The following is an 11,708-nucleotide window of genomic DNA, read 5'->3' as shown; positions in this document are numbered from 1 at the left end:
ACAGGGGAATACCCACCCTTCAACATCGGAAAGCGGCCGGTTGTATCGTCGAACCGTTCAACACCCGTCAGGGCTGGCTTCTTTTGGTTCGGATACGCAGGGAACGGCAGGAGAAATGACCGTGCAGCAGGACGCTCCCAACGGAGGCGACGCACAGGAGCTGGAGGTCTGGATCGATCAGGACCTCTGCACGGGAGACGGCATCTGCGTCCAGTACGCGCCCGAGGTGTTCGAGCTGGACATCGACGGTCTGGCGTATGTGAAGAGCGCGGACGACGAACTCCTGCAGGACAGGGGCGCGACCACGCCCGTTCCGCTGCCCCTGCTCCAGGACGTCGTCGATTCGGCCAAGGAGTGCCCGGGCGACTGCATCCATGTACGCCGCGTTTCGGACAGCGTCGAGGTGTACGGGCCCGAGGCCGCCTGATCCGGCGGTCGCGAGCCTCCGCTCACGCCCGGTGACGGGTCAGGCGCTGCTCGGGGCGGCCTGGGTGGCGCGGACGAATGCGCCGCCCTTCCACTGCCAGGTGACCCGCTCCTGCTGGTCGGGGCAGCAGCGTGCCACGGCGTCCGAGGAGTAGCCGAACAGAGTGGCCGAAATGATTCCGTCACGCACCGCGAAATCGCCGATGCTCATCTGCTGAGCGGGGTCCACCAGGGTCGCCACGACCCGCGGTGCGGCCCCGCTTCCGCGTGTGAGGACGTAGACGCCGCTGGGCGGGGTGCCCGAGCCGGCCGCGCAGTGGACCACCGCGACGGTCTCGGGGCGGTCGTCGCCGTCCAGGTCGCCGGTGGCCTGCTTGGCCACGGTGCGTTCCTGTCCGCCGCATTCCAGCGGGAAGTCCGCCCGTGCCGGATCGGGAGCGGTGGCGGCCGTGGTGCCGTGCCGCGCCTCGGTGCGGTGGGGGGTGGAGGCCGACGCCGTGGGGTCCGGCTGGAGCAGGCCGGCGGCCGCGACGACGGCGGCTATGGCGGTCGCGGTGGCGAGCCAGTGCAGCGGCTTGGTGTCGGTGTGCGCGAGGTCCGGGAGCTCGGAGGGCTGCACGCGGGATGTCTCCTGTGGTTCCTGTGGTTGGAGGATGCCGGGATGGGCGGCGGCGCCGGTGGGACCGCCGCGGTGGCGCGGGGTGGCCAGCATCGTGCCACACCTCGCAGAACGGCGGAACGGTGGGGTGGGAACGGATTGCCCGGCCGGTGGGGACGGTGTCCTCGTACCGGCAACGAAAGGGCGCCGCCGTGGAGTTCCCGGGTCGGTCCGGGAACTCCACGGCGGCGCCGGTGCGTTGCGCGGGTCAGCCGCGGGAGGAGCCGCTCTGGCTGCCGGGACCGTCGTAGTCCTCGCCATAGGCGCCCTTGGCGGGGCGGCGGCGGCGCAGCGGGGGTTCCACACCGTCGGCCAGGCGGCGGGCGGTGACGAGGAAACCGGTGTGGCCGATCATGCGGTGGTCCGGGCGGACGGCCAGGCCCTCGACGTGCCAGTTGCGGATCATCGATTCCCAGGGCTGCGGCTCGGCGAAGCAGCCGATCTCACGGATGGACTCGACGGTCCGGGCGAGTTGGGTGGTGGTCGCGACGTACGCGCAGAGGATGCCACCGGGCACCAGGGCCTTGGAGACGGCCTCCAGGCACTCCCAGGGGGCGAGCATGTCCAGGATGACGCGGTCGACGTCGGTGTCCGAGAGGTTGTCCTGGAGGTCGCCGACGGTGAGCTGCCAGGCCGGGTGCGGCTCGCCGAAGTAGCGCTCCACGTTCTGCTGGGCGATCTCGGCGAAGTCCTCGCGGCGCTCGTAGGAGTGCAGCATGCCCTGGTCGCCGATGGCGCGCAGCAGGAAGGTGGAGAGCGAGCCGGAGCCGACGCCGGCCTCCACGACGCGGGCGCCGGGGAAGATGTCGGCGAAGGCCAGGATCTGCCCCGCGTCCTTGGGGTAGACCACGGCGGCGCCGCGGGGCATGGACAGGACATAGTCGGGGAGCAGCGGGCGCAGCGCGAGATAGGCGACGTTTCCCGTGGTCCGGACAACACTGCCCTCGGGAGCACCGATCAGCTCGTCGTGCGGGAAAGAACCCTTGTGGGTGTGGAAGTTCTTTCCGGCTTCGAGCGTGAAGGTGTAGTGGCGTCCCTTGGGATCGGTGAGCTGGACCTGGTCCCCGACCTTGAAGGGCCCGCGTCGGCGGGCGGCACCGGTCGGTTCAGACATGTGACCAGCGTACCGGTGATTCCCGGGGCGCCGACCGCGAGCCCGGGGCGGGCCCCGGCGGTCAGGCGGCCGGCCTGGCCAGGGCGGCGACGAACGCGCGTTCGACGTCGGTGGTGGAGAGGACGCCGTAGATCTCGCCGGTCTCCTCCAGGACGAGGTACTCGGTGGCCGGGCTGGCCTTGAGCCGGTCCAGGAGCGCCTCGCCGGACAGCTCGGCGGAGACCTTCATGCCTTCGGTGAGGTCCTGGGCGAGGCCGCTGACGGCCACCCAGGGGCGGCGGTGTTCCGGCACGCCCACGATGGCCGTCTCCCGGACGATGCCCTTGGGCTCGCCGTGTCCGTCGACGACGACGAGGGCGCGGGCGCCCGCCTCGTTGGCCCGGCGCAGGGCCTCGGAGAGCGGGGTGGCGGACTCCACCGGGACGGCGCGCCGGGTGAGGGTGCGGGCGCGCAGCTCGGGGAGGTGTTCGCGCAGGCGGGCCATGCGCAGACTGTTGCCCGCTCCGGTCCAGATGATCGCGGCGAGGATGGCGGCGAGCAGCGCGTCGGTGATGGTGTCCATGCCGCTGAGGTCGCCGGGGTCGTTGCCGAAGGTCCCGGTGTGGGTGAGCAGCGGCAGACCGATCAGGGTGATGACGGCGAGGGCGCGGCCGACCCAGGCGGCGGCGACGGTGCCGCTCATCGGCCGTCCGGTGATCTTCCAGACGACGGCGCGGAGCATCCGCCCGCCGTCCAGCGGGAGGCCGGGGAGGAGGTTGAAGGCGGCCACCAGCAGGTTGGAGATCATCAGTCCGGCGAGCAGGACACCGGGCACGGTGCCGGGGGCGACGAACTTCATCCCGACGTAGAACACGCCCGCGAGCACCAGGGAGAGCAGCGGCCCCACGAAGGCGAGCATGAATTCGCGCCCCGGGGTCTCGGACTCCTTCTCGATCTCGGAGACGCCGCCGAAGAACTGGAGCTGGATGCGGCGCACCGGCAGCTTGTAGCGCAGCGCCACGACGGTGTGGGCGAGTTCGTGGACGAGCACGGAGGCGTAGAAGGCGATCGCGAAGAAGAGGGAGACCAGATAGCGCGCCGTGCCCAGTTCGGGCAGCACCCGGTCGAGCTGGCCGCCGAAGACCCAGGTGATCAGCGCGGCCACCAGGAACCAGCTGGGCGCGACGTACACCGGCACACCGAAGGGACGGCCCATGAGAAGGCCGCCCCCGGGCTCTTCGGGGCGCTGCGGTTCACCCTTGCCGGGGCCGGTGCCAGGGGTCGTTCCCCCTGCGCCGGGCTGCGGCCGCCCGCTGTCGCCGCTCTCGTCCACGGGGTCCCTTCGGTCGGTGCCCTGAGGCACGATCATGCAGTGTTCGAGGCTGTGTGGTCGATGGTATGCCGCCCGCTGTCAGTGGCGGGCCGTAGGGTCTTCGACATGACCACCCTGCCGCGGCCCGCTCAGCCGCCTTCGTCCCTGTCGCCGTCGCGGGCGAGCGATTTCATGCAGTGTCCGCTGCTGTACCGCTTCCGGGTCATCGACAGGCTGCCGGAGAGGCCCAGTGAGGCGGCTACCCGGGGCACGCTGGTGCATGCGGTGCTGGAGCGGCTCTTCGACAACCCCGCGGTGGAGCGCACGGCGGGCCGGGCCACGGCTCTGGTCCCCGCCCAGTGGGACCGGCTGCTGGAGTCGAAGCCGGAGCTGTCGGAGCTGTTCGCCGAGGATGCCGGGGGCGAGCGGCTCTCGCGCTGGCTCTCGGAGGCGGCGGGCCTGGTGGAGCGGTGGTTCTCGCTGGAGGATCCGACGCGCCTCGAGCCCGCCGAGCGGGAGCTCTTCGTCGAGACGGAGCTGGAGTCGGGGCTGCGGCTGCGCGGGGTGATCGACCGGATCGACGTGGCGCCGACGGGCGAGGTCCGGATCGTCGACTACAAGACGGGGAAGGCGCCGCGCCCGGAGTACGCGGAGGGTGCGCTCTTCCAGATGAAGTTCTACGCCCTGGTGATCTGGCGGCTGAAGGGTGTGGTGCCGCGCCGGCTCCAGCTGGTCTACCTCGGCAGCGGGGACATCCTGACGTACGACCCGGTGGTGGCGGACCTGGAGCGGGTGGAGCGCAAGCTGCTGGCGCTGTGGGACGCGATCCGGCTGGCCACGGAGACGGGCGAGTGGCGGCCCCGGCCGACGAAGCTCTGTGGCTGGTGCGACCACCAGTCGGTTTGTCCTGAATTCGGTGGTACTCCCCCGGTCTATCCGTTGACGGTCCGCCCGGCGGAGCCGGGGCAGGATGTGCAGGGCAGAATGGATCCGGTCCGCGCTGAGGCCGGCCGGCCTGTGGCCCTCGAAGGACCGTGAAGGAGACCCTGTGGCTATCCGCGTCCTACTGGTCGACGACCAACCGCTGCTGCGTACCGGCTTCCGGATGATTCTGGAGGCGGAGGGCGATCTGGCGGTGGTGGGCGAGGCCGGTGACGGTCTCCAGGCTCTCGACCAGGTGCGGGCGCTGCAGCCCGATGTGGTGCTGATGGACATCCGCATGCCACGGATGGACGGCGTGGAGGCGACGCGCCAGATCACCGGGCCGGGCCGCGACGGCCCGGCGAAGGTGCTGGTGCTGACCACGTTCGATCTCGACGAGTACGTGGTGGAAGCCCTGCGCGCCGGCGCCAGCGGCTTCCTGCTGAAGGACGCTCCGGCCAATGAGCTGGTGCAGGCCATCCGGGTGGTCGCGGCGGGCGAGGCGATGCTCGCGCCGAGCATCACCCGCAGGCTTCTCGACAAGTACGCGGACCATCTGCCGTCCGGCGAGGAGTCGGTGCCCGACACCCTGCACACGCTGACCGACCGCGAGGTCGAGGTGCTGAAGCTGGTGGCACGCGGTCTGTCGAACGCGGAGATCGCCGCGGATCTGTTCGTCAGCGAGACGACGGTCAAGACGCATGTCGGCCATGTGCTGACCAAGCTCGGGCTGCGCGACCGCGTGCAGGCCGCCGTGTACGCGTACGAGAGCGGTCTGGTGCGCCCCGGCGCCCAGTAGTGACCCGACCCCGGTCCGGGCGGGGGTTCCTCGCCCGGACCGGGGTGCCGTCCTGGCTCAGCGGGCATCCTTCGCGAGCTCCCACAGCTGGAGGTCGGCGGAGGAGTTGACCGCCCATTCGACGCCGGTGAGTCCGTCGCGCGAGGCGGCGTACTGCTTGCCCTGCCAGATCGGCAGTACGGGCACGTCCGTTGCGACGACGTCCTGGAGCCGCTGGAAGGTCTTGGCCGCGGCGCTGCGATCGGTCTCGCGGCGGGACTGCGGGATGAGCGTCTTCTGCGCCAGGGCCGACGTGTAGGGCGAGTTGAGGAAGTTTTTCCGGTCGAGGAACGGCGCCGTGAAGTTGTCGGGGTCCGGGAAGTCGGGGAACCAGCCCATGCCGTAGACGGCGTAGTCGCCGCGCAGCTGTGCCGGGCGGTACTTGGCCCACGGGGTTCCCTGGACGGAGACGTCGAACAGCCCGGTGTCGTCGAACTGCTTCTTGAGGGTTCCGAACTCGGCGGCGGTGCCGGCGCCGACGCGGTCGGTCGGGTAGTGGAGCGTGAGTTTCACCGGGGTGTCGACACCCGCGGCGTTCAGGATCGCCGCGGCCTTCTCGGTGCTGGGTTCGCTGTACTTGTTGTAGAACGAGTTGGCGTGCGCGGTGATTCCGGACGGGATCAGTGAGTACAGCGGCTCGGCCGTGGTGCCGTACACCTTGCTCGCGATCTCACCGCGGTCGATGATCTGGGCCATGGCCTGGCGGACGGCCTTGTTCTTGACGGCCGGGTCGTTGGTGTTGAAGCCCAGGAAATGGATGGCGAGGCCGGGCATCTCGGTGAGCTTGATTCCGTCCTTGGGCTGTTCGAGCATCTGCTGGGACTGCTCGGGCGACATGGAGCGGGCCATCATGTCGATCTTCTGGCTGTCGAGGGCCTTGCCCATGGCCTTCGGGTCGGGGAAGACGTCCAGCTCGACCTTCTCGTTCCGCACCTTCAGATCCCCCTTGTAGTGAGGGTTCCTGGTGAAGACCGCCTTGACGAGCTGGTGGTGCTCGACCTCCGGCTTCATGGTGTACGGGCCGGAGCCGTCCACCTGGAATCCGGTACGCGCGGACTTCGCCGCGTACTGGCTCCGCGGCACGATCCCGGCGACCGGGGTGGCGAGCTTGTACGGGAACGTGGCGTCCGGCGCGCGCAGATGGAAGATGATCTCCCGCTCGCCCTGTGTCTCGACCGTGTCGATGTTGTCGAGCAGGGTGACGGGCCCGTTGGGGGCATCGATGCGGATGACGCGGTCGATGGAGTACTTCACGTCGTCGGCGGTGACGGCCTTGCCGTCGGAGAACTTCAGACCGCTGCGCAGCTTGCAGCGGTAGCTCTCGTTCTGCGTGTCCGTGAAGGTGCAGCTCTCCGCGGCTTCGGGCACCGGCTCGCCGCCGCCGCGCGGCACATGCACCAGGGTCTGCACGGTCTGCCGGAGCACGTTCCACACGCCGGCTTCGTAGCCGATGGCGGGATCGAGCGGCGCGGGGTTGTCCTTCGAGGCGACGAACTGGTCCGTGGTGCCGACAACGATGGCAGCCCTGCCATCGCTCCCGTCACCCGACGCGCCGCAGGCGGCGAGTACGGGTGCGAGCAGGCCGACGACGGCCGGCAGCACCAGAGTCTTGCGGTTCATCTTGGACGCTCTCCCTCATCCGGGCATGGAGAAAGCGACATTAGTAGGCGGCGTCGGCAATGCCGGACCGGAGAAGTGCCGGCGCCTAATCGGATGGTGATGCGAATTAGCGGCGAGCCGTTTCCCGTACCGAAAGGGCTTCGCCAATATCCATATGAACCGGGACATTTCAATGCCTCAAAACGGACACGTCGGGCGATCCTGAAAGCAGCCCGAAGTGCATTCGGGTGAGAAAGCTCACGCACCGGGCTGTTCGAATCCTTTACTTCTCACCCGACTCGCCCACACGTGCGCGCGACAGAAAATGCACCATCCACCACCAGGAGCTTTTCTGTTTATTCACAGAAACACTCTCGGTACGCGGATCACCGCTTTCCCGTGACCAGGCGCCGGAGAAAATCGAGATCGACCTCTTCGAGGGAACGCACGACCACCCGGCCGGACGCGGGGGCGATGGGAGCGACGGACGGTACGGCGACCACCCGGCAGCCCGCCGCTTCCGCGGCCGCGACACCGGTCGCGGTGTCCTCGATCACCGCGCAGCACTCGGGGTCCGCGCCGAAGCCGGAGGCGGCGGTGAGGTAGGGCTCCGGGTGCGGCTTCGTGCGGATGACCTCGTCGCCCGCGACGGTGAGGGCGAAGTGGTGACGGCCCACCGAGTCGAGCACCCGGTCGATGATCCGGCGGTGCGAGGCGGAGACCAGGGCCGTGGGAATCTCGTGCCTGGCCAGCTCGGCCAGCAGCCGTGCCGCGCCCGGCATCAGCGGCACACCGCGGCCGATGCGCTTCTCGAAGCGGTCGTTGAGCAGCACGGTGAGTTCGTCGAGGGTGACGTCCGCGCCGGTGACATCCATCAGGTAGCCCGCGCTGCGGGTCATCGGCCCGCCGACCACCACGTCCCGCCATGCCTCGTCGAGCCGGTGACCGAGCTCGGCGAAGACCTCCACCTCCGCGTCCCACCAGAAGCCCTCGGTGTCGACGAGGGTGCCGTCCATGTCGAGGAGGACGGCCTGGAGCGCGGCGCCTTCGGCCGTGCGGGTCAAGGACGCGGGGACCGTGCTGGTCATCCGGCACACCTTCCGTAAGGGACGAGAAGGCCGGCCGCCATTTCCCGTGGGAAGGGGCGACCGGCCTGCACTGGACCGACAAGTGTACGACTTGTCCTGCTACCGCGCGTTGAACGGCGCCTTACCGCGCGTTGAAGTACTTCGCCTCCGGGTGGTGGATGACGATCGCGTCGGTGGACTGCTCCGGATGCAGCTGGAATTCCTCCGAGAGGTGCACCCCGATCCGCTCCGGCCGGAGCAGCTCGGCGATCTTCGCCCGGTCCTCCAGATCGGGGCAGGCGCCGTAGCCGAGGGAGAAACGTGCCCCCCGGTACTTCAGCGCGAACATGTCCTCGACATCGGTCGGGTCCTCGCCGCCGAATCCCAGCTCCGAGCGGACCCGGGCGTGCCAGTACTCGGCGAGGGCCTCGGCCAGCTGTACGGACAGGCCGTGCAGCTCCAGGTAGTCGCGGTAGGAGTTCGCCTCGAAGAGCTTCGCGGTCTCGCCGCCGATCTTCGAGCCGACGGTGACGACCTGGAGACCGATCACGTCCTTCTCGCCGGACTCCTCGGGGCGGAAGAAGTCCGCGAGGCAGAGGCGGCGGCCGCGGCGCTGGCGCGGGAAGGTGAAGCGGGTCCGCTCGGAGCCGTCCTCGTGGAGCAGGATCAGGTCGTCGCCCTTGGACACGCACGGGAAGTAGCCGTAGACGACGGCGGCTTCCAGGAGGTTCTCGGTGTGGAGCTTGTCGAGCCAGCCGCGCAGGTGCGGGCGGCCCTCGGTCTCCACCAGCTCCTCGTACGTCGGTCCGTCGCCGGCACGGGCCTGCTTCAGTCCCCACTGGCCCTTGAAGAGGGCGCCCTCGTCGAGCCAGGACGCGTACTCCTTGAGCTGGATGCCCTTGACGACCCGGGTGCCCCAGAAGGGCGGCTCGGGGACCGGGTTGTCGACGGCGACGTCGGAGCGGACGCCCTCCTCCGGCTCGTCGACCTCCAGGACCGCGGTGTCCCGCTTGGGCACCCGGCGCTGCTTCAGCTCGGGCAGGACCGCACCCGGGACACCGCGCTTGACCGCGATCAGCGCGTCCATCAGGCGCAGCCCCTCGAACGCGTCGCGGGCGTAGCGGACCTCGCCCTCGTAGATCTCGTGGAGGTCCTGCTCGACGTAGGCCCGGGTGAGGGCCGCGCCGCCGAGGATGACGGGGAAGTCGGCGGCCAGCTTGCGCTGGTTCAGCTCCTCCAGGTTCTCTTTCATGATCACGGTGGACTTGACCAGGAGGCCGGACATGCCGATGACGTCGGCCCGGTGTTCCTCGGCGGCTTCCAGGATCGCGGATACGGGCTGCTTGATGCCGAGGTTGACGACGTTGTAGCCGTTGTTGGACAGGATGATGTCGACGAGGTTCTTGCCGATGTCGTGGACGTCGCCGCGGACCGTGGCCAGGACGATGGTGCCCTTGCCCTCGGCGTCGGACTTCTCCATGTGCGGTTCGAGGTACGCCACCGCGGTCTTCATGACCTCGGCGGACTGGAGGACGAAGGGCAGCTGCATCTGGCCGGAGCCGAAGAGCTCGCCGACGACCTTCATGCCCTCCAGGAGGGTGTCGTTGACGATGTCGAGGGCCGGGCGGGTCTGCAGCGCCTCGTCGAGGTCGCTCTCCAGGCCGTTCTTCTCACCGTCGATGATGCGGCGCTGGAGTCGCTCTTCGAGCGGCAGGGCCAGGAGCTCCTCGGCCTTGCCCGCCTTCATGGACTTCGTGCTGACGCCCTCGAAGAGCTCCATGAGCTTCTGGAGCGGGTCGTAGTCCTCGGCGCGGCGGTCGTAGATCAGGTCGAGGGCGACCTTGACCTGCTCCTCCTCCAGGCGGGCGATCGGCAGGATCTTGGAGGCGTGCACGATCGCGGAGTCGAGGCCGGCCTTGACGCACTCGTCGAGGAAGACGGAGTTCAGCACGACACGGGCGGCCGGGTTGAGGCCGAAGGAGATGTTGGACAGGCCCAGCGTGGTCTGCACATCGGGGTGGCGCTTCTTCAGCTCGCGGATCGCCCCGATCGTGGCGATGCCGTCCCCCCGCGACTCCTCCTGCCCGGTGCAGATGGTGAAGGTCAGGGTGTCGATGAGGATGTCCGACTCCTGGATGCCCCAGTTGCCGGTCAGGTCCGCGATCAGCCGCTCGGCGACGGCGACCTTGTGCTCGACGGTGCGGGCCTGGCCCTCCTCGTCGATGGTCAGTGCGATCAGCGCGGCGCCGTGCTCCACGGCCAGCGCGGTGACCTTGGCGAACCGGGACTCGGGACCGTCGCCGTCCTCGTAGTTGACCGAGTTCAGGACGGCACGGCCGCCCAGCTTCTCCAGACCGGCCCGCAGTACGGGCAGCTCCGTCGAGTCCAGCACGATCGGGAGGGTGGACGCGGTGGCGAACCGGCCGGCCAGCTCCTCCATGTCCGCCACACCGTCGCGGCCCACGTAGTCGACGCAGAGGTCGAGCATGTGCGCGCCCTCCCGGATCTGGTCGCGGGCCATCTCCACGCAGTCGTCCCAGCGGGCTTCGAGCATGGCCTCGCGGAACTTCTTCGACCCGTTGGCGTTCGTACGCTCACCGATCGCGAGGTACGAGGTGTCCTGGCGGAACGGAACGGTCTGGTAGAGGGAGGCGGCACCCGGCTCGGGGTGCGCGGTGCGGGGGGTGACGGCCGCGCCGCGGACCCGCTCGACGACCTGGCGCAGGTGCTCCGGGGTCGTACCGCAGCAGCCGCCGACCAGCGAGAGGCCGTACTCCTGGACGAAGGTCTGCTGCGCGTCGGCGAGCTCGGCCGGGGACAGCGGGTAGTGCGCGCCGTCCTTGCCGAGCACGGGGAGGCCTGCGTTGGGCATGCAGGAGAGCGGGATGCGGGAGTGCCGGGCGAGGTAGCGCAGGTGCTCGCTCATCTCGGCGGGGCCGGTGGCGCAGTTCAGGCCGATGAGGTCGATACCGAGGGGCTCCAGGGCGGTGAGCGCCGCGCCGATCTCGGAGCCGAGCAGCATGGTGCCGGTCGTCTCGACGGTGACGGAACAGATCACGGGGAGGTCGGCTCCGGTGGCCTCCAGTGCGCGGCGGGCGCCGATGATGGAGGCCTTGGTCTGGAGCAGGTCCTGGGTGGTCTCGACCAGGAGGGCGTCGGCGCCGCCGGCGATCATGCCCTCGGCGTTCTGCTGATAGGCGTCGCGGAGCTTGGTGTACGGGGCGTGGCCCAGCGTCGGCAGCTTCGTACCCGGGCCCATCGAGCCGAGCACCCAGCGCTGCTGTCCGGTGGAGGCGGTGAACTCGTCGGCGACCTCGCGGGCGATGCGCGCGCCGGACTCGGAGAGCTCGAAGACCCGCTCGGGAATGTCGTACTCGCCCAGGGCCGCCAGGTTGGCGCCGAAGGTGTTCGTCTCGACGCAGTCCACGCCGACGGCGAAGTACTCCTCGTGCACCGAGCGCACGATGTCGGGGCGGGTGACGTTCAGGATCTCGTTGCAGCCCTCGAGGTTCTGGAAGTCCTCAAGACTCGGGTCCTGTGCCTGGAGCATGGTGCCCATGGCACCGTCGGCCACCACCACACGGGTGGCGAGCGCCTCGCGGAGGGCTTCGGCTCGGTTCCGGCTGTCGGCGGAAGGGGTCGGCGACGAGGCCATGGATGTACTCCCTGGGATGCGACGGCTGTCGGCTTTGCGCCTCCGGTGGAAGGCGCACCAGGCCAGCCTAGCCGGGCGGCGCCCGGGGCCGTCACTCCGTCCCACGGAGCGGACTGCATGCTGTGCGGGGGGATGTCCG

General features: G+C 69.6%; 9 protein-coding genes. 3 read left to right on the top strand and 6 right to left on the bottom strand.

Going from position 1 to position 11,708, the window contains the following annotated elements:
- Positions 1–115: 115 nt before the first annotated feature.
- Positions 116–427: a ferredoxin gene (locus tag BT364_RS07925; RefSeq protein ID WP_072484400.1), complete on the top strand. Its 312-nt coding sequence runs from the start codon at positions 116–118 to the stop codon at positions 425–427.
- Between the two features lie 39 nt (positions 428–466).
- On the opposite strand, the gene BT364_RS07920 is transcribed toward BT364_RS07925, so the two are convergent.
- The 3 genes from BT364_RS07920 to BT364_RS07910 all read right to left on the bottom strand — a co-directional run bounded on the left by BT364_RS07920 (position 467) and on the right by BT364_RS07910 (position 3,510).
- Positions 467–1,045: a hypothetical protein gene (locus tag BT364_RS07920; RefSeq protein WP_072484587.1), complete on the bottom strand. Its 579-nt coding sequence runs from the start codon at positions 1,043–1,045 to the stop codon at positions 467–469.
- Positions 1,046–1,292: 247 nt separating this feature from the next.
- The gene (locus BT364_RS07915; RefSeq protein ID WP_072484399.1) at positions 1,293–2,198 is read right to left on the bottom strand and encodes a tRNA (adenine-N1)-methyltransferase; all 906 of its coding nucleotides are present in this window, start codon (positions 2,196–2,198) and stop codon (positions 1,293–1,295) included.
- A gap of 61 nt (positions 2,199–2,259) precedes the next feature.
- Positions 2,260–3,510 carry a site-2 protease family protein gene (locus BT364_RS07910; RefSeq protein WP_072484398.1) on the bottom strand — a complete coding sequence of 417 codons (1,251 nt, stop codon included), beginning with the start codon at positions 3,508–3,510 and terminating at the stop codon, positions 2,260–2,262.
- 171 nt (positions 3,511–3,681) lie between these two features.
- Here BT364_RS07910 and BT364_RS07905 point away from each other — a divergent pair, with 171 nt between their 5' ends.
- Positions 3,682–4,527 carry a RecB family exonuclease gene (locus tag BT364_RS07905; protein WP_256259641.1) on the top strand — a complete coding sequence of 282 codons (846 nt, stop codon included), beginning with the start codon at positions 3,682–3,684 and terminating at the stop codon, positions 4,525–4,527.
- A 10-nt stretch (positions 4,528–4,537) separates the two neighbouring features.
- The gene (locus BT364_RS07900) at positions 4,538–5,209 is read left to right on the top strand and encodes a response regulator (protein ID WP_072484397.1); all 672 of its coding nucleotides are present in this window, start codon (positions 4,538–4,540) and stop codon (positions 5,207–5,209) included.
- A 57-nt stretch (positions 5,210–5,266) separates the two neighbouring features.
- On the opposite strand, the gene BT364_RS07895 is transcribed toward BT364_RS07900, so the two are convergent.
- The 3 genes from BT364_RS07895 to metH all read right to left on the bottom strand — a co-directional run bounded on the left by BT364_RS07895 (position 5,267) and on the right by metH (position 11,569).
- Positions 5,267–6,868: an ABC transporter substrate-binding protein gene (locus tag BT364_RS07895; RefSeq protein WP_072484396.1), complete on the bottom strand. Its 1,602-nt coding sequence runs from the start codon at positions 6,866–6,868 to the stop codon at positions 5,267–5,269.
- A 365-nt stretch (positions 6,869–7,233) separates the two neighbouring features.
- The gene (locus BT364_RS07890; protein ID WP_072484395.1) at positions 7,234–7,935 is read right to left on the bottom strand and encodes an HAD family hydrolase; all 702 of its coding nucleotides are present in this window, start codon (positions 7,933–7,935) and stop codon (positions 7,234–7,236) included.
- 121 nt (positions 7,936–8,056) lie between these two features.
- On the bottom strand, positions 8,057–11,569 hold the full coding sequence (gene metH, locus BT364_RS07885; protein WP_072484394.1) for a methionine synthase: 3,513 nt from the start codon (positions 11,567–11,569) through the stop codon (positions 8,057–8,059).
- Between the last annotated feature and the right edge of the window lie 139 nt (positions 11,570–11,708).

This window comes from Streptomyces atratus (assembly GCF_900119365.1).
Lineage (GTDB): Bacteria > Actinomycetota > Actinomycetes > Streptomycetales > Streptomycetaceae > Streptomyces > Streptomyces atratus_B.
This window is presented reverse-complemented; position numbering and strand designations above follow the sequence as displayed.